This is a genomic window from Halobacillus ihumii, from assembly GCF_902726645.1.
In the GTDB taxonomy this organism is placed as follows: domain Bacteria; phylum Bacillota; class Bacilli; order Bacillales; family Halobacillaceae; genus Halobacillus_A; species Halobacillus_A ihumii.
The window spans coordinates 167,287-183,932 of sequence record NZ_CACVAO010000001.1; the positions used below are offsets into that span (position 1 = coordinate 167,287).

Sequence of the window (16,646 nt, forward strand, 5' to 3'; positions counted from 1 at the left end):
AAGGGTGTCTGATCAGACACCCTTCCTCCTCTTACTTATACATTTGATGATGAACTCTCCATCTCACACTTATCAAGAAAAGATTCTGTATACTCATCAGAACATACAAGATACTCTTTCTCGAAATGGTTACATACATGAGAGTACATCTTTTTGCCAATTCCCAGGTTACGGTGGGAAGGATTGACGGAAACGTGCTGAATGATTGCCTCATTCCCTTCAATCCGCACACCTATAGCGCCAAGGATATCTTCTTCCTTCCATAGGAATAGCTGCCAATCAGAATTGGTCTCGTATTCCCTAACAATTTCCTGAAGCTTTTTCACATCTTTGCTTTCAGGCATAAACGAAAGAAGGCCCATAGCAATCTTTTCAAATGATTTTTTATATCGAATGAACATATTAACCCCTCGATTATAAAAATTCTTAATTCATATTTTCCAAGACTTTCTTCTGACCCTATACACCTACATGACAATAACAAACCAATAATAGAACCCCCATAACAGGCTGAGCAGAAGTAAAATTGTAAATAGGATCCAGTTTTTCTTTCGCATGAGGTTTCCTCCACTACTAGAGTTAAGACCTAGGGAATAGCATACATAATTTTATTAAAAGATTCAACCCACTACCTGCTTTAACCCTTTTAAAAAGCGAAAACCGTCTGATTCACGTTCCTTAGTTCGAAACGGAATCATATTTACGAGAGATAAATAGAGATTAAACCAAAACAGTAATTGAAGTATTTGGCCGTACTGAATCAAGTCACTTATAAATAATCCGGCTGCAAACGTAATATTCAGAAGCGGTCCGCCTAAGCTGATCCAAGCTTGCTGCCATGGGTTAAAAGCAACTTGTTTCTCATTAAACGAATAACCTCCAATAAAAAAAAGGAGGTTCAATTGTAGAGTCAGCTTACCGAATCTCTTTGAAAGAATCATACGGCCGCTGCCGATTACAAGAGTCGAGCGATCAGTTCCAAACCACAAGCCAAAAACAATATGACCAAATTCGTGAATGAACAGGCCTAGAGGGGCCACTATCACCAGCAAGCTCAGAAGTTCAAGCATGTGTACCCCTGCCACCTTGTTTGAATTTTCTTATCTTCCACTCTTACATTATGCATTACATCCCAAGGACGTACACGATCGACAATTTAATTTCCATCGATCACTGGTCCCTCTTACTCTGCATCAAACACTCTTACTTCTTTCATGGTATCCCCATTCTCCATAGCTCTAGCAGTTTCTAAACCTGATGTAATTTTCCCGAAAACAGTGTGTACTCCATTAAGGTGAGGCTGTGGCTCATGTACTAAAAAGAATTGACTGGATCCTGTATCTTTACCTGCATGTGCCATTGATAAGCTTCCTGCCTCATGTTTGTGAGGGTTGTCCTCTGTCTCACATTTAATTGTTGTACCACTTCCGCCTGCACCAGTTCCTGTAGGGTCACCGCCCTGGCTTACAAATCCCGGGATTACCCTGTGGAATGTTACACCATCATAAAACCCTTCATTTGCTAATTTTTCAAAATTAGCTACTGTATTAGGAGCTTCATTGGGGAAAAAGTTTATCTCAATCTTTTCTCCGTTTTCCATTACAATGTATCCTTTTTTACTCATGCACTACATCTCCTTTAACTTTTATGTAAAAAATCAGTTAATCAATCCTTATAATATCACTTACAGACCTTCTAGACAAAGAAATAAGGAAGGCTACACTGCCTCCCTTCTTCCAAGCTGCTGCCCATTGCTACTATTATTTCAATTCTTTCTGCTTCGTATAGGATAAGTCAAGCCTTGTGATTTCATCGAATTTCTCACGGCGTACGACTAATTGATGCGTTCCATTTTCGATGAATACAACAGCTGCTTTCCCAAAACGGTTATAGTTATTCGCCATAGAATAGCCGTAGGCACCTGTACTAAACACAGCCAGTAAGTCATTATGTTCTACTTCTGGAAGCTCCACATCCCATAATAGCATATCTCCTGATTCACAGCATTTTCCAGCGATTGCGTATTCTTTAAAACCCTGGTCGTTCATACGATTAGCAAGCACCGCCTCGTACTTCGCCTGGTAAAGAGCGGGCCTGATATTGTCTGTCATGCCTCCATCTACAGAGACATAGGTGCGCACACCTGGTATTTCTTTGATCGAACCTACTGTATAAAGTGTAATACCTGCATCACCAACAATGGCTCGTCCAGGCTCGATCCAGATTTCGGGCAATGGATAATTTGAATTTGCTGACTGCTGTTTAACTTCATGAATTAGTGCGAGGGCATACTGGTCCAGTGATAGCGGATCGTCCTCTTCAGTATATCGAATACCGAAGCCACCGCCCAGATTTAGTACTTCTGCAATAAACTGATACTTGTTACGCCATTCCTTCATTGTCGTAAATAACTTTCTTGTGGCTAGTGTGAATCCACTTGCTTCAAATATTTGGGATCCAATATGACAATGAAGGCCTTTTACATGAATTCTCTCGTTATCATGGAGCAGCGAAAAAGCTTTCTCCGCTTGACCGCTTGATAAATCAAAGCCGAATTTTGAATCTTCCTGTCCTGTTAAAATATAATCATGTGTATGTGCTTCGATCCCTGGTGTAACACGCAGAAGTACATTCATTGTTGTATTTCTTTGTTCTACAAGTTCAGACAGCAATGCAATTTCGTAAAAGTTATCCACCACAATACAGCCAATTTCAGCTTCAACCGCCATTCGAAGTTCAGCCAAGCTTTTATTATTGCCGTGCATATGAATTTTCTCCACCGGAAATTCAGCCTGAAGGGCAGTATGAAGTTCGCCTTCTGAAACAATGTCCAAACTTAAGCCTTCTTCTTTCGCGACCTGAAGCATAGCAATGGAGGAAAATGCTTTGCTTGCATAAGCCACCTGTGCAGGTACTTTCTGTTGTTCAAAGGTCTGAACAAATGCCTTTGCATTGTTACGAATACGTTCTACATCATATACATACACAGGGGTCCCATAGGCCTGCGCTATTTCTTGTGCCGGGACTCCCCCGATTAATAATTGTCCACTACTACTGATCGTCCGATTCATTACCTTTTCCGCCTTTCCTCCTTTAATAAAAAAGAAAATGTTCCTTTTATTACGAAAAGGAACATTTCAAATTATTTTAAATTTATCACAACTTTAGAACACTGGCAATGAACTAGATCAGCATGTTGCTCTTTCTTTCGCGGCACTTATCCTTTACGCCTGTTATTTTGAGGATGAACAATACTCGGACGTATTTTAGAAAGCGGTACAGACATACGTATCAATACTTGCATAAGTGCTTTTCCATTGAATGGCAGAAAAGGCCACAAATAAGGAGTGCTTAATGATTTCGTTCTAGCTAGCAATAGTACGTATGCCGTGGAACCTACAACAAATCCTGGTAATCCAAATATAGCGGTAAAAAGCACTAAACCAACACGCGCCATTTTATTAGCTACAGATAATTCGTAACTTGGAGTCGAGTAAGAACCAATGGCAGCTAAGGCTATATACAGGATAACTTCCGGGACGAACATCCCGACGTCAATCGCTATTTGTCCAACCAAAACAGCAGCTATTAAACCCATAGCTGTTGATAAAGGTGTTGGTGTATGGATTGCCGCTATCCTGAGCATTTCCAAGCCTAAATCAGCAATTAATAACTGAATGATGATCGGAATTGTGGATTCTTCAGTCGGTCCAATAAATGATAAACTTTGTGGGAGTAATTCTGGATTTACGACAAACAACATCCATAAAGGCAATAAAAACACAGAAAAAAGTATCCCGATAAAACGGACCCATCTAACAAATGAACCTACCATTGGTGACTGACGATATTCTTCTGCATGCTGAACATGATGAAAGTATGTGGTAGGTGTGATGATCATACTGGGCGATGTATCCACCATAATTAAAACGTGTCCTTCAAATAAGTGGGCAGAAGCCACATCTGGTCTTTCAGTATAACGCACGAGCGGAAATGGGTTATATCCCTGTCGCACTAAAAATTCTTCGACGGATTTATCTGCCATCGATAAACCATCTGTATCTATATTCTTCATCTCTTCTTTAATCAGTTTAACGATACCTGGGTCAGCAATATCATTAATGTAGGCTATACAGATATCTGTTTTTGAACGCTGGCCCACTTGTAACATCTCAAACCGTAAACGTTCATCTCTAATTCTTCTTCGGGTGAGTGCCGTATTTTCTACAATATTTTCAGTGTAACCATCTCTTGAGCCTCTAATAACCTTTTCAGTATCTGGCTCGCGAGGGGTACGCCCAGGATAAGAACGCACATCGATGATAAAGGCTTCTGATGCTCCTTCTACAAATATGACAATCAACCCGGATAGTATCCTGGTAATAGAGGTTTCAATCGACTGGGTAAGTTCAACCTGTTGATGAACTAATTCGTCATGGATAGATTGAAATGCCTCATCTTTTCCTTCTTTTTCATCATCCAGCTCATTGAGCTGGCGTAAAATCTGGATGATATACGATGTATCACATAACCCTGTAACATAATATAAATTAATTTCATGACCTAGAATAGTTATGCTTCTAAAGCCTACATCAAAAGAGGTGTTTACACCGATTCGTTCATTCATCAGCTTTCTATTCTGTTCAAGCTTCATGACAATCGGTGTTTCTTGTTCAGTCGGGTTTGACATCGTCTCAACTCCTTCGTTGCTTCTACTACCCCTTAGGTTTAAAAATAAGAGCTACTAAAAATCCAAATAATATCGCAGTTGCAATTCCTGTTGATGTTAATTCAAAAATACCAATGGCTACACCAATAAAACCATGATCATCCGCCTGATCCATTGCCCCGTGCAGCAATGAATGTCCAAAACTAGTGATAGGAATAGTCGCTCCGGCACCTGCGAACCGAATTAAATTATCGTACAAATCGAAGGCATCAAGCACAGCACCCGCCACTACGAAGGAGGACATAACATGAGCAGGAGTTAATTTAGCAACATCAAATAACAACTGGCCAATCACACATATTCCACCTCCAACAACGAAAGCCCAAAAAAATTCCATCAGTTATCCTCCTTCGTAAGAACAACGCCATGAGCGATACAGGGAATTGTTTCTTTTTGCTGAATCATCATCGGGTTCATTAACGCACCCGTTGCAACGATGAGGATGCGCTTATACTTCCCTTGCTTTAAGTCATCTATTAATTTTGAATAGGTGACTACAGCCGAACAAGCACAGCCACTTCCGCCGCTAAAAACCGGCTGATCACTATGGTAAACCATCAGTCCACAATCTTTATGGACTTCATCTACATCATAACCGTCATTCTTCAGCATATCTCTCACAATAGGTGTTCCCACGCTCGATAGATCCCCCGTGGCAATCACGTCATAGTCAGAAGGCATGCGTCCCATATCTTCTAAATGGGTTTTAATGGTGCTCCATGCCGCTGGTGCCATCGCTGACCCGAGGTCAAAAGGATCGTTCGTTCCATAATCCATAACTCGCCCGATAGTTGCTGCCTCTATCCGGATCGAGGATGGTTGTGTAGATACAAGAGCAGCACCACTCCCAGTCACTGTGAAGGTAGCTGTTTTCGGTTTTTGTCCTCCGTATTCAGTTGGGTATCTGTATTGCCTTTCCGCTGTAGCATTGTGAGAACTAACTGCTGCAATGGCCTGCTTAGCATAACCAGATTCAATCAGCGCTGCCGAAAGTGCAAGAGTCTCCATTGAGGTTGAGCAAGCTCCAAACATCCCAAGTAAAGGAATTCCAAGCTGCCTTGCCACATAGTTTCCTGTTACATTTTGATTCAATAAGTCCCCTGTTAATAAAAGGTCGATATTCGTTTGATCAACCCCTGCCTTTTGCAAGCAATATCGAACGGCTTCTGACATTAATTTTCGTTCCGCGAGTTCCCAGTTTGCCTCGCCACAATGCAAATCATCAAAACTAAAATCAAATAAACTTTTTAATGGACCTTCTCCTTCAAGCGGTCCGACCACAGTACCTGTTGATTGAATATAAACAGGTTTGGCGAATGTCCATGTTTGCTTCCCTGCTTGTCCCACAAGTCATTCCTCCTAAAATAGCAAATGCCAAAAATAGCGAATGATCCCTAACACGTAAGCTGCCACGACCCCAAAAACGATTACGGAGCCAGCCAGCTTGAAAAGATTTGTTGCAACCCCCAGTACAATACCTTCACTCTTGTGTTCTAATGCAGCCGATGTAATGGAATTCGCAAACCCTGTAATAGGTACAGCTGAACCCGCACCGGCAAATTGTCCTAAACGATCATATACCCCAAACCCTGTTGCAAGAGAAGCTAGGAGAATCATCGTAGCGACTGTGGGATTACTTGCATCCTTTTCACTAAAACCGAACCATGATATATACATTTCCGATAAGAGCTGTCCAAAAGTACAAATTAATCCCCCCACGATAAAAGCTTTTAAGCAATTCATAAAATAAGGGGGCTTTGGTTGATAATCCTTACTTTTTTGCTTGTAATTTTCAGCGTCAAATGATTGCATGATTTAGTCTCCTTTTAGCGTACAAAAATCACCCATTGAAATAGAGAGCCCGCGATTTTACCTAAGGCAAATGCCATAAGCAGGGGGAACAAGTAAACTTCTACTCCAATCCGTTTAAATAATAAGGGAAACACATTAATGACCTCTGTTAATGCCGCAGCCAGTAAACCAATAAATATTCCATGAAACAGCCCCCAGATGATCAGTCCAATAATAGGAATGCTAATGGAAAGGTCACCAAAAGATAGGTAGATCCCGAAAAAGACACCAGTCAGGATGGCTCCTTCGTACCAGCGAATTTTAGATATAGAACGACTAAGCTGCATTAAACGTGGTACCACACCTAAAACGGTCAGAAAAGCTACAAATCCTGTCCCTACTGCAAAACCGGACGCAAGCCCAATAATCGCTTCAATGATCCTCATCTTGCTCCACCTTGTTCTCATTTATGGCTACGTAGTGATCCAAGTCTTCTTGATATTTAAATACTTCTACTTCCATAGGGTTAGGCTCCTCATTGAATTTCTTATGAAACCAATGATTAAAAAACAAAATCATACCCAACCCTAATCCTATAGAATAAGGGACCTGAATCCACAGAGGATGCTCTTTCTCTTCCCCTGTTAACATGAAATGCAGCTTTTGTTGAACATCCTCCATACTGACATCGTAATGAAAGTTCATAATCGTCATGGCAGCTCCTATAAACAGAAGTAACCAAATTGCAGAAATCAAGATTAGAGAAGGTTTCTTCGCCGGCTTCTCATCAACGTGGACCACGCATTGATTCGGTCCTAATATTTCAAGTTCAATATGCGGAAATCGCTGGAGAATAAGTTCAATTAAAGGATGAATATCTATGACAACGATATTTTTATCCTTATCCTTTATGTTATAAATAGCCATATTTTCAATGATTTGCTTATAACTGCTTGAACCGGCCACCTTTGCCACATCTTTGACACGAACTATATGATCGGTTGAGGCACGAATAGACTGCCTCATTCGGATATATACAGGAGTAGCCATTTGTTGTACGCCTCCCCCGAAAGATTTCTTTTGTTAGTATGTGTGAAATAAAAAGAATCATACAAAAAAAGCTACGCACGAAAGCGTAACTTTTTTATCTTTTACTTATAGGGAAAGGTTTTTCATTCATTCATGGTTTCTTTCATATGCTCGAGAATTTTCTTCTCCAATCTTGAGACTTGAACTTGGGATATCCCCAATCTTTCAGCAACTTCACTTTGAGTTTGATCTTTAAAATAACGCAAATAAATTATTAAGCGTTCTCGTTTTTCGAGTTTATTCATCATATCATGGAGTGTTAAGTGCTCGAACCAATGGGAATCTTCTTCAGCAATCTGATCCACAAGTGTGATCGGGTCACCTTCACTTTCATAGACCGTTTCATAAATGGATTGAGGGGACCTGCCCGCTTCTTCTGCTTGAACAACATCCTCTGCCGTAAGATCGAGAGAATCCGCTATCTCATTTACTGTTGGAGATCGCCCTAATTCCTTCAACAGCTCTTCTTTTTTCCCACGCACTTTATGGTACGTTTCCTTTAAACTTCTACTGACTTTCACACTGCCATCATCTCTAATAAACCGTTGAATTTCACCGATAATCATAGGAACAGCATACGTTGAAAATTTCACCTCATAACTAAGGTCAAATTTATCGACTGATTTCAATAAGCCAATACAGCCAATTTGGTACAAATCATCAGGGTCATAACCTCGCCTTAAATATCGCTGCACAACCGACCATACAAGCCTGGTATTGCGTTCAACTAAATAATGCCTTGCCTCTTGGTCTCCGGATTGACTCTTTTTTATTAGCTCCCTTACTTCTTTATCGGATAGACGTTCTTTAGTAATATCTGTTTTCATACTCATCGCCCTAATTAGCCAGTGCTCTTGTTGACGTGAGTTGTTTTACCATCCGGATTGTCGTGCCTTCCCCTTCATCTGATTTGATTTCGACTCTATCCATGAAATTCTCCATGATGGTAAATCCCATACCTGATCGTTCCCACTCGGGTTTCGAAGTGAAAAGGGGCTCCCGGGCTTGTTCAATATCTGTCATCCCAATCCCATTATCTTTAATGACGATTTCGATCTGTTCATCTTCCATCGCACACTCGAGAGTTACTGTTTGATCAGGTTTATCTTCATAGCCATGAATAATCGCATTCGTAACAGCTTCTGATACAACTGTTTTTATGTCGGTGAGTTCATCCATAGTAGGGTTCATTTGACTTATAAAGGCAGCTACAGAAATCCGTGCGAGCGATTCGTTCTGGCTAACACTTAAAAACTCGATTTTCATATGATTTTTCATGACGCCACCCCCAGCATCTGCAAAGCGAAGTCTTCATTGTCAACCAATTTAACGATCTTAAACATTCCGGAAAGATCAAATAATCTGCGCACTTCCGGTGAAATGGAACAGATTACCATCTCACTGCCTGCTGCCTGAATTTCCTTATATCGTCCAAGCATGACACCTAGACCAGAACTGTCCATAAACGATAATTTTTCTAAGTTAACGATCACATTTCCTACATTATTCTGGGCAAGCTGTGCCTGCCATTCTTCACGAAGACTTGTCGCCTCGTGATGATCCAATTCTCCAGCTAACCTGACGAGCAGCACATTTTCTTTTACAGCAAAATCTACATGAAGACTCAAGTTCTCTTCCTCCTCTATCTTTTAGAGTCACTTAAGTCTTTCGCAGATTTCTTTGCTTTTTCCTCCTTCAAAACAATACTAGTGACATATCGCTAAAACTTCTGAAAACTCGTCAAATTTCTGAATGAGCGTTCGAACAACTCTAAAACATTTGCACGTGTAATCGGCTTTGTAGCCTCTAATCTGACTTTTGTTACTTCCTGTCCATTGTTTGTAATTACGACCCATCCGAAGTGATCTCCGTTTTCGACTGGCAGATCAAGTGACTTACGAACCTTGAGTGTTGCTTTATATTTTCCTTTTGGCTGATTCTTTTTCTTTAGGACGACGACATCCTTTTCAGGTGCTAAAGGAAGGACTTTTGGTGTCCCTCTCGTAGTTTTCACTGAATGAAGAACATCATTTTTTGAAAAAAGTTGAACCCCTTCATACTGACTAAAGCCGTAATCGAGCATGCTCGTTACATCAGCATTACGTTTCTTAGGAGTTTCAGCTCCCATAACAACGGCAATCATATGAAGATCACCTTTCTTCGCAGAAGCTGTGAGGCAATATTTTGCTTTATCTGTATAACCTGTTTTTAAACCGTCAACTCCAGGATAAGATTTAATCAGCTTGTTAGTATTCACGAGCCAAAATTCATTTTCCTGTCCTTTACGTAAATAATCTTCATAGGTGCTCGTATATTCTGTGATCTTCTCATGTAATAACAATTCTCGCGCCATCACGGCCATGTCTCTTGCCGTACTATAATGTCCTTCCGCGGGAAGGCCTGTGGGATTTTCAAAGTGAGTATTCTTCAAGCCTAGATCTTTTGCCTTTTTGTTCATCAATTTGACAAAAGCTTTTTCACTGCCTGCAATTCGTTCAGCCATAGCAACACTTGCATCGTTTCCAGAGGCAATGGCAATTCCTTTGATAAGATCTTTTACAGTCATTTCTTCCCCAGCTTCAAGAAATATTTGGGAGCCTCCCATCGATGCTGCGTTATCACTGACTCTGACTTTTTCGTCTAATGAAATATTACCTTTCTCAAGCTCCTCCATGATTAGGAGGAGAGTCATAATTTTAGTCATACTGGCTGGAGGCAATTTTTTGTCTGCCTGCTTTTCGTATAACGTCATTCCACTGTTTTTCTCCATCAAAATAGCGGATGGCGCCGATTTAACCAGCTCTTCAGCTGTTTCCTCTGCGTGTGCATAGGTTGGTGTATACAACACCCCTACAACAGTGATACATATTAGTAAGCTGAGCAATCGTTTCATATGTTTCCCACCTTCTTCTTTAAGTGTTCCTATATTTCCCTGTATGAACACTTCTATACGGGATATCAGACGTAAAAAAGAACCCTAACCGTGGTGGTAGGGTTCTTACCTATAACTTATTGTCGTTTTTTGATGACTTTATGAATCAATCGTGGCGCTTCTACTTTTTTATCCGATATCATATAAGCTTGTTTAACTTTTTCGATCGACGAATCGGGATTCTTATCATCACTATGAAGAATCACTAACGTTTCGCCTTCCTTTACTTCATCACCGATTTTTTTCTTTAGTGTAATACCGACACCGTGATTGATCAAGTCATCTTTGGTAGACCGTCCAGCACCCAAATACATGGCTGCTACACCAATAGACTCTGCATCAATTTCAGCTATATAACCATCCTGATCTGCGACGACTTCAATGTGGTGTGCAGAACTTGGCAGTTTAGTTAAGTCATCCACCATGGACAGATCTCCATTTTGAGCTTGAATAAAGCCTCTAAAAGCCTCGAACGCCTTCCCATTCTCAAGGTTCTGCTCCAGTGTTTCGTAAGCCTCATCGTAACTTGAAAAGACTTCAGCGAGAACCGTCATATGAGAAGCCAGTTCCAAAGATAGCTTTCTTAAATCTTCTACCTTTTTCCCTTGAAGGATTTCAGCCGCTTCTCTGATTTCGTTAGCATTCCCTACTTCAAATCCGAGCGGCTGGTTCATATCACTGATTACAGCAACCGTATTTCTGCCAAGATTGTTCCCGATATTCACCATTTCACGAGCAAGTGACTCAGAATCTTCAAGCGTTTTCATAAAAGCTCCACTACCAGTTTTAACATCGAGCACAATGCTATCTGCTCCGGAGGCTAATTTTTTACTCATAATCGATCCTGCAATAAGCGGCAATGAATCAACTGTGCCAATAACGTCCCTGAGCGCATATAATTTTTTATCAGCAGGGGCAAGGTTCCCGGTTTGACCAGCTACAGCTAATTTATGTTCATTTACGTTGTTAATAAATTCTTCCTTCTCCATTTCAATCTTCAGACCCTTAATGGACTCCAGTTTATCGAGGGTACCTCCAGTATGACCAAGCCCGCGACCCGACATTTTAGCTACGGGCACTCCGACTGAGGCTACGAGGGGTCCGACAATAAAGGTAACTTTATCACCAACGCCTCCTGTAGAATGTTTATCCACCTTATGGCCCTTTATCGCCGAGAGGTCAATGGTTTCCCCAGAATCGACCATCGCTTGAGTTAAGGTGGCAGTCTCTTCCTGTGTCATTCCTTGAAAATAAATGGCCATAGTAAAAGCAGCTGCCTGATAGTCAGGAATATCTCCTTTCGTGTATCCTTCAATAAAGTATTCAATCTCAGTCTTGGTTAACTCTCCACCATCTCTTTTTTTTACAATGATGTCGTACATTCTCATATTGTCCACCCCTATTTTATGCTGGTAATGTCTTTAGTAAATCTTTTACAAAGCCAAGAAAGTCCTCTCTAACTTTGGCAGTTGTTTCAATGACTTCATCATGTGTTAGAGGCTGATCTAAGATCCCAGCAGCCATATTCGAGATACAGGAAATGCCAAGAACGCGAATACCCATATGATTCGCTACGATAATTTCGGGAACGGTTGACATACCGACTGCATCTCCTCCGAGGGTGCGAATCATTCGAACTTCAGCTGCAGTTTCATAAGCAGGACCTGTATTTCCCACGTAAACACCTTTTTGAATGTTTAAATTTAGCCGTTCAGCGCTTTGCTCAGCATGGTGAATTAATGCGCGATCGTAAGCCTCAGACATGTCAGGAAAACGGGGGCCTAATTCTTCATCATTTATCCCCATCAAAGGGTTGTCTCCCATGTTGTTAATATGATCAGTGATAACCATTAGGTTTCCAGCCTCAAATGATTCATTCACTCCTCCTGCTGCGTTTGTGACAAACAACGTTTCCACTCCTAGTTCTTTCATGACGCGAACTGGAAATGTTACTTGCTTCATATCATATCCCTCATAATAGTGGAACCGCCCCTGCATAGCAATAACTTGACGGCCTTCAAGCTGGCCAATGACCAGCTGGCCTTTGTGGCCTGATACAGTTGATTCCGGAAAATGCGGGATCTCTTTATATGGAATCATGGTAGGATTTTCTATTTCATCGGCAAGCACGCCTAAGCCTGACCCCAAAATAAGTCCTACTGTTGGTTCAACCTCTACCTTCTTCTGGATAAATGCTGCTGCTTCTAGACTTTGTTGTCTCATAATCGATTCTCCCCTATTGAATATTGTTTAAGAAGCTTTTTCCATGCTTCGGCATGTCAACTGAAAAGTTTTCTGCGACCGTGGCCCCGATATCAGCAAATGTCTGACGTTGTTCAAGCTCTTTACCCTCATTTATACGATTGTGATAAACAAGCAATGGTACTAGTTCCCTCGTATGGTCTGTACCATGATGAATAGGATCATTACCATGGTCAGCTGTAATAATTAGTAAGTCGTCATCATCAAGCTTATTGAGCACCTCTGGAAGACGGGCGTCGTAGGCTTCAAGTGCCTCACCATAGCCTTTCGGATCGCGACGATGGCCAAACTTAGCATCGAAATCCACTAAGTTCAAGAAGTTTAAACCAGTAAAATCCTGGTCCATTGAGGCAACCAGCTGGTCCATGCCATCCATGTTATGTTTTGTACGAATCGCTTCAGTGACCCCTTCTCCATCATAAATATCAGATATTTTGCCTAAGGCAATAACATCATAATCAGCATCTGCCAGCTCATTCATAACTGTTCTTCCAAATGGCTTTAAAGCGTAATCATGACGGTTTGACGTTCTTTCAAAATTCCCTGGTTTACCGATAAATGGCCGTGCAATCACTCGTCCTACCATATATTCATCAGCCTTAGTCAATTCACGTGCGTACTCACAAATTTCATAAAGTTCTTCCAGTGGGACTACCTCTTCATGGGCAGCAATTTGCAGAACAGAATCAGCGGATGTATAGAAGATTAGATCCCCTGTATTTAAGTGGTGCTCTCCTAATTCTTTTATAATCTCAGTCCCAGAAGCTGGTTTGTTTCCAACAATCCCACGCCCTGTTTTAGTCTTGATCTTATCAAGCAGTTTATCAGGAAATCCATCTGGAAAAGTACGGAATGGCTGATCGATATACAGCCCCATGATCTCCCAATGTCCTGTCATCGTGTCCTTTCCATTTGAAGCTTCTACCATAGTTGTATAATGTGCAGTTGGAGCGTCCACCTGGTTAATTCCTTGAACTGGTGCAATATTTCCGAAACCCAGCCTTTCCATATTCGGCATTGTCAACCCATTCATATGTTCGGCAATGTGCCCGAGAGTATGGGCACCCTTATCATTGAATTCGCCAGCATCTGGTGCCTCTCCAATTCCAACTGAATCCATAACAATTAAAAATACTCTTTTAAATGATTTCATTATGTCATACCTCCTGAAATTTATTGTCTCAACTTCGCCCAAAACTATCTATCAAAAGAAGATGTAGGATGTCAGACAACTGAAAATAAAAAAGGATTACGCTCGTGGGTGGAACGAGCGATAAACATCGTTAAGCCGTGTTTTGGTCACGTGTGTATAAACTTGAGTTGTTGAAATATCTGCATGTCCAAGCATTTCCTGAACTGCTCGTAAATCTGCCCCATTTTCCAGTAAATGAGTAGCAAACGAGTGACGTAAAGTGTGGGGTGTTATTTCTTTATTGACTCCCGCTTCAACAGCAACCGCTTTCAATATTTTCCAAAACCCTTGTCTTGACAATGGTTTTCCATGATGGTTGACAAACAACTCGTCAACCTTTTTGTGTTTAACCAATCTCTCCCGGGAACTATCCAAGTATCTTTCTATAGCCGCTTTAGCAAGTTCACCAAGAGGAATAATCCTTTCCTTAGATCCTTTTCCCATGCAGCGTACGAATCCCATGGTTAGATGCAGGTCGCTTACTTTTAATGTGATAAGCTCTGTGACACGCAACCCTGTCGCATATAGCATTTCAAGCATCGCTTTATTTCTGAATGACAGCGGATCATGAGCCCTTATATTCAAAAGCTTCTCTACATCTTCTGAAGAAAGAATTTTAGGAAGTTTGCGCTCCTTCTTCGGTGTCTCTATATGTAAGCTGGGATCCTGATTAGACACTTTTTCCCGAACCAGGAACTGATGAAAGAGGCGAATCGAAGAAAGCAAACGTGCTAATGTTGCAGACGAACGACCTTTATCATTTAGTTCATACAAATATTTCATAATATGAGCACGAGAAACATAGTCCCAATCTGTTATATTTTCTTTTGTCTGTAAAAAAATTTGGTACTGTTGTAAATCCCGTTGATAGGACTGTATCGTATTTGGAGATAAACCTCGTTCTACTGTTAAAAAGTGATAGAAATCCTCCAAGGCAAATTTCATGCTCTTACTCTCCTAATCGAAAGAAAATTGAAAGCCGATCTGTCCATTCTGAATCTAGTGGACTGACAACTTTAACAGCTGTACCGTCAGGCGGATCATAACGGTGCTGCCGCTCATACTCCTGATGTATCATCCGTATAGCTGCATAAAATACACAGGTACATACGGTAAATACGATAAGAACCTTTATTAAATCCTGAAAGCTGCGTTTGATTTTAGACATAATTGCCCCCCTTTTTGTACAACCATTTATAACAGGGTATGCCTAAAATCAATCCAAATATACATAAGATTCCCATCAATACTTCAAACGTACATGATTTTTATTTATTTGTAAATAGAAAGGCACAGGAACGTTATGAACCTTTAAACGATTTCTCCACGATCATCTTACCCCGGCCTAAATAGGTAAAACCGCTATAAAGATAGATTCATAGCGGTTCCATCGGATTCAAATTCATTCAGTTAGGAAGAACTGTTTGCGGGTATGACTGTTTCCTGGCAGACACGACAAATCCCATGAAAAGTTAGACGATGGTCTTTAACTTGAAATTTCCACTGACCTTCTATTAACTTCTCTACATCACCCAATAGATCCTCTTCAATTTCTTCTACAGATCCACATTCAATACAGACGAGATGATGGTGAAAATGCTCAGCCCCTTCTTTACGAAGGTCGTAGCGAGATACTCCATCACCAAAGTTTATTTTATCCACAACCTTAAGCTCAGAAAGCAATTCTAGGGTACGATATACCGTAGCAAGACCAATCTCAGGCGCTTTCTCTTTTACGAGGAGGTAAACGTCTTCGGCACTTAAATGATCTTCTTCATTTTCTAGAAGCACTCTCACTGTGGCTTCTCGTTGTGGTGTCAGTTTATAACTTTGGGAATGCAATTGCTTCTTTATACGTTCAATGCGATGCTCCATCTCGTTCGTCCCTCCCTCGTAATTCCAATTTCATTATAAGCAGAGACAGAACGAGTGTCAAATTAAAATAATTATAAAGTGTTAATGATAATCATTCTAAATAATTTTATTTTTTAATTGTATATCCATTTTACCACTACTTCAAGAATAGGGTTGGCAATAAACACCTCTACAATCGAGGCCCCCATTAAGATTACTAAAAGCACGCCAAACATTGCACTGTAGCGGGCAAAGGCCTGGATAATCGGTTGATGGACCCGACGAATAAACAGCTGTTTGCACAAGGTTAGTGAAAAAATCAGCGCCAGCGCCCCTGCGACTAGATAGACAGGAATAATCAATAAATTTTGCGGTGCAATGGAAGCTGAAGAGAGCAGCAACCCATACCAGCCCATTTGATTAACGAGAAATCCCACAGAGAATCCAACGACAAGGCCCTTGATAAACAAAAGAACTGTAATAATAGGCATACCTACGATCGAAATCCCCAGCAAAAAAAGTAACAGCATATATTTAATATGATAGAGGATACTGTCCCTTAAAAGTGTCGATTTGGATTGGCCTTCTGCCCCTATCATTTGTTCAAAGAATTGCTTTAAATAAAAAAACAAATCCTGTTTTTGAACGAAATTCATACTGTTGACAATTACAGCACCAAAAATCATACCCATGATAAATAGAACGAAAATAAATACGAATATGCTCATATGATTATTAACATCTTTTCTTACCATTTTTGCGCCCTGTCGCATGGATTCTTCATCCTTTCTCATAAA

21 protein-coding genes are annotated in these 16,646 nt (G+C 40.7%); all 21 read right to left on the reverse strand.

Features of this window, described 5'->3' with window-relative positions; all coding sequences use genetic code 11:
* Positions 1-35: 35 nt before the first annotated feature.
* Positions 36-401: a GNAT family N-acetyltransferase gene (locus G6R08_RS00915; RefSeq protein ID WP_163526276.1), complete on the reverse strand. Its 366-nt coding sequence runs from the start codon at positions 399-401 to the stop codon at positions 36-38.
* 219 nt (positions 402-620) lie between these two features.
* The gene (locus tag G6R08_RS00920) at positions 621-1,070 is read right to left on the reverse strand and encodes a site-2 protease family protein (protein ID WP_163526277.1); all 450 of its coding nucleotides are present in this window, start codon (positions 1,068-1,070) and stop codon (positions 621-623) included.
* Between the two features lie 113 nt (positions 1,071-1,183).
* Positions 1,184-1,624, reverse strand: coding sequence for a peptidylprolyl isomerase (locus G6R08_RS00925; RefSeq protein WP_163526278.1), 441 nt, complete (start codon positions 1,622-1,624; stop codon positions 1,184-1,186).
* Positions 1,625-1,760: 136 nt separating this feature from the next.
* The gene (lysA, locus tag G6R08_RS00930) at positions 1,761-3,071 is read right to left on the reverse strand and encodes a diaminopimelate decarboxylase (RefSeq protein ID WP_163526279.1); all 1,311 of its coding nucleotides are present in this window, start codon (positions 3,069-3,071) and stop codon (positions 1,761-1,763) included.
* A 146-nt stretch (positions 3,072-3,217) separates the two neighbouring features.
* Positions 3,218-4,690 carry a spore germination protein gene (locus G6R08_RS00935; protein WP_205439380.1) on the reverse strand — a complete coding sequence of 491 codons (1,473 nt, stop codon included), beginning with the start codon at positions 4,688-4,690 and terminating at the stop codon, positions 3,218-3,220.
* Positions 4,691-4,715: 25 nt separating this feature from the next.
* Positions 4,716-5,066, reverse strand: coding sequence for a stage V sporulation protein AE (gene spoVAE / locus G6R08_RS00940; RefSeq protein ID WP_079530179.1), 351 nt, complete (start codon positions 5,064-5,066; stop codon positions 4,716-4,718).
* Positions 5,066-6,076, reverse strand: a complete 1,011-nt coding sequence (spoVAD, locus tag G6R08_RS00945; protein ID WP_163526280.1) for a stage V sporulation protein AD — start codon at positions 6,074-6,076, stop codon at positions 5,066-5,068. Before spoVAD ends, spoVAE begins: the two co-directional genes overlap by 1 nt.
* Positions 6,077-6,088: 12 nt before the next feature.
* A complete protein-coding gene (gene spoVAC, locus G6R08_RS00950) occupies positions 6,089-6,541 on the reverse strand; it encodes a stage V sporulation protein AC (RefSeq protein ID WP_163526281.1) in 453 nt (150 codons plus the stop codon).
* Between the two features lie 14 nt (positions 6,542-6,555).
* Positions 6,556-6,966 carry a stage V sporulation protein AB gene (locus tag G6R08_RS00955; RefSeq protein ID WP_163526282.1) on the reverse strand — a complete coding sequence of 137 codons (411 nt, stop codon included), beginning with the start codon at positions 6,964-6,966 and terminating at the stop codon, positions 6,556-6,558.
* Positions 6,953-7,570: a stage V sporulation protein AA gene (locus G6R08_RS00960; RefSeq protein ID WP_163526283.1), complete on the reverse strand. Its 618-nt coding sequence runs from the start codon at positions 7,568-7,570 to the stop codon at positions 6,953-6,955. Before G6R08_RS00960 ends, G6R08_RS00955 begins: the two co-directional genes overlap by 14 nt.
* A gap of 122 nt (positions 7,571-7,692) precedes the next feature.
* Positions 7,693-8,436 carry an RNA polymerase sporulation sigma factor SigF gene (gene sigF, locus G6R08_RS00965; protein WP_079530184.1) on the reverse strand — a complete coding sequence of 248 codons (744 nt, stop codon included), beginning with the start codon at positions 8,434-8,436 and terminating at the stop codon, positions 7,693-7,695.
* 10 nt (positions 8,437-8,446) lie between these two features.
* The gene (spoIIAB, locus tag G6R08_RS00970; protein WP_163526284.1) at positions 8,447-8,887 is read right to left on the reverse strand and encodes an anti-sigma F factor; all 441 of its coding nucleotides are present in this window, start codon (positions 8,885-8,887) and stop codon (positions 8,447-8,449) included.
* The gene (gene spoIIAA / locus G6R08_RS00975) at positions 8,884-9,237 is read right to left on the reverse strand and encodes an anti-sigma F factor antagonist (RefSeq protein ID WP_163526285.1); all 354 of its coding nucleotides are present in this window, start codon (positions 9,235-9,237) and stop codon (positions 8,884-8,886) included. The genes spoIIAB and spoIIAA overlap by 4 nt, the downstream gene beginning before the upstream one ends.
* A gap of 92 nt (positions 9,238-9,329) precedes the next feature.
* On the reverse strand, positions 9,330-10,502 hold the full coding sequence (locus G6R08_RS00980; RefSeq protein ID WP_163526286.1) for a D-alanyl-D-alanine carboxypeptidase family protein: 1,173 nt from the start codon (positions 10,500-10,502) through the stop codon (positions 9,330-9,332).
* 116 nt (positions 10,503-10,618) lie between these two features.
* Positions 10,619-11,929, reverse strand: coding sequence for a pyrimidine-nucleoside phosphorylase (locus G6R08_RS00985; protein WP_163526287.1), 1,311 nt, complete (start codon positions 11,927-11,929; stop codon positions 10,619-10,621).
* Positions 11,930-11,945: 16 nt separating this feature from the next.
* Positions 11,946-12,764: a purine-nucleoside phosphorylase gene (locus G6R08_RS00990; RefSeq protein ID WP_163526288.1), complete on the reverse strand. Its 819-nt coding sequence runs from the start codon at positions 12,762-12,764 to the stop codon at positions 11,946-11,948.
* A gap of 13 nt (positions 12,765-12,777) precedes the next feature.
* Positions 12,778-13,956, reverse strand: coding sequence for a phosphopentomutase (deoB, locus tag G6R08_RS00995; protein WP_163526289.1), 1,179 nt, complete (start codon positions 13,954-13,956; stop codon positions 12,778-12,780).
* Positions 13,957-14,052: 96 nt separating this feature from the next.
* The gene (gene xerD / locus G6R08_RS01000) at positions 14,053-14,940 is read right to left on the reverse strand and encodes a site-specific tyrosine recombinase XerD (RefSeq protein ID WP_163526290.1); all 888 of its coding nucleotides are present in this window, start codon (positions 14,938-14,940) and stop codon (positions 14,053-14,055) included.
* 4 nt (positions 14,941-14,944) lie between these two features.
* Complete coding sequence (locus G6R08_RS01005; RefSeq protein ID WP_205439381.1) at positions 14,945-15,163, reverse strand: YqzK family protein; 219 nt, start codon at positions 15,161-15,163, stop codon at positions 14,945-14,947.
* 242 nt (positions 15,164-15,405) lie between these two features.
* Positions 15,406-15,870, reverse strand: a complete 465-nt coding sequence (gene fur, locus G6R08_RS01010; protein WP_079530193.1) for a ferric iron uptake transcriptional regulator — start codon at positions 15,868-15,870, stop codon at positions 15,406-15,408.
* Positions 15,871-15,983: 113 nt separating this feature from the next.
* Positions 15,984-16,622, reverse strand: coding sequence for a stage II sporulation protein M (gene spoIIM / locus G6R08_RS01015; RefSeq protein WP_163526291.1), 639 nt, complete (start codon positions 16,620-16,622; stop codon positions 15,984-15,986).
* Between the last annotated feature and the right edge of the window lie 24 nt (positions 16,623-16,646).

Bases quoted from the DNA above. Each gene is read 5' to 3' on its own strand.
- spoIIM (WP_163526291.1), bottom strand. From the start codon at position 16,622: ATGCGACAGGGCGCAAAAATGGTAAGAAAAGATGTTAATAATCATATG.
- G6R08_RS00925 (WP_163526278.1), bottom strand. From the start codon at position 1,624: ATGAGTAAAAAAGGATACATTGTAATGGAAAACGGAGAAAAGATTGAG.
- G6R08_RS01005 (WP_205439381.1), bottom strand. From the start codon at position 15,163: ATGTCTAAAATCAAACGCAGCTTTCAGGATTTAATAAAGGTTCTTATC.
- G6R08_RS00935 (WP_205439380.1), bottom strand. From the start codon at position 4,690: ATGTCAAACCCGACTGAACAAGAAACACCGATTGTCATGAAGCTTGAA.
- G6R08_RS00915 (WP_163526276.1), bottom strand. From the start codon at position 401: ATGTTCATTCGATATAAAAAATCATTTGAAAAGATTGCTATGGGCCTT.
- fur (WP_079530193.1), bottom strand. From the start codon at position 15,870: ATGGAGCATCGCATTGAACGTATAAAGAAGCAATTGCATTCCCAAAGT.
- deoB (WP_163526289.1), bottom strand. From the start codon at position 13,956: ATGAAATCATTTAAAAGAGTATTTTTAATTGTTATGGATTCAGTTGGA.
- xerD (WP_163526290.1), bottom strand. From the start codon at position 14,940: ATGAAATTTGCCTTGGAGGATTTCTATCACTTTTTAACAGTAGAACGA.
- spoVAE (WP_079530179.1), bottom strand. From the start codon at position 5,066: ATGGAATTTTTTTGGGCTTTCGTTGTTGGAGGTGGAATATGTGTGATT.
- spoIIAB (WP_163526284.1), bottom strand. From the start codon at position 8,887: ATGAAAAATCATATGAAAATCGAGTTTTTAAGTGTTAGCCAGAACGAA.
- G6R08_RS00920 (WP_163526277.1), bottom strand. From the start codon at position 1,070: ATGCTTGAACTTCTGAGCTTGCTGGTGATAGTGGCCCCTCTAGGCCTG.
- G6R08_RS00985 (WP_163526287.1), bottom strand. From the start codon at position 11,929: ATGAGAATGTACGACATCATTGTAAAAAAAAGAGATGGTGGAGAGTTA.
- G6R08_RS00960 (WP_163526283.1), bottom strand. From the start codon at position 7,570: ATGGCTACTCCTGTATATATCCGAATGAGGCAGTCTATTCGTGCCTCA.
- sigF (WP_079530184.1), bottom strand. From the start codon at position 8,436: ATGAAAACAGATATTACTAAAGAACGTCTATCCGATAAAGAAGTAAGG.
- spoVAC (WP_163526281.1), bottom strand. From the start codon at position 6,541: ATGCAATCATTTGACGCTGAAAATTACAAGCAAAAAAGTAAGGATTAT.
- G6R08_RS00955 (WP_163526282.1), bottom strand. From the start codon at position 6,966: ATGAGGATCATTGAAGCGATTATTGGGCTTGCGTCCGGTTTTGCAGTA.
- G6R08_RS00980 (WP_163526286.1), bottom strand. From the start codon at position 10,502: ATGAAACGATTGCTCAGCTTACTAATATGTATCACTGTTGTAGGGGTG.
- G6R08_RS00990 (WP_163526288.1), bottom strand. From the start codon at position 12,764: ATGAGACAACAAAGTCTAGAAGCAGCAGCATTTATCCAGAAGAAGGTA.
- lysA (WP_163526279.1), bottom strand. From the start codon at position 3,071: ATGAATCGGACGATCAGTAGTAGTGGACAATTATTAATCGGGGGAGTC.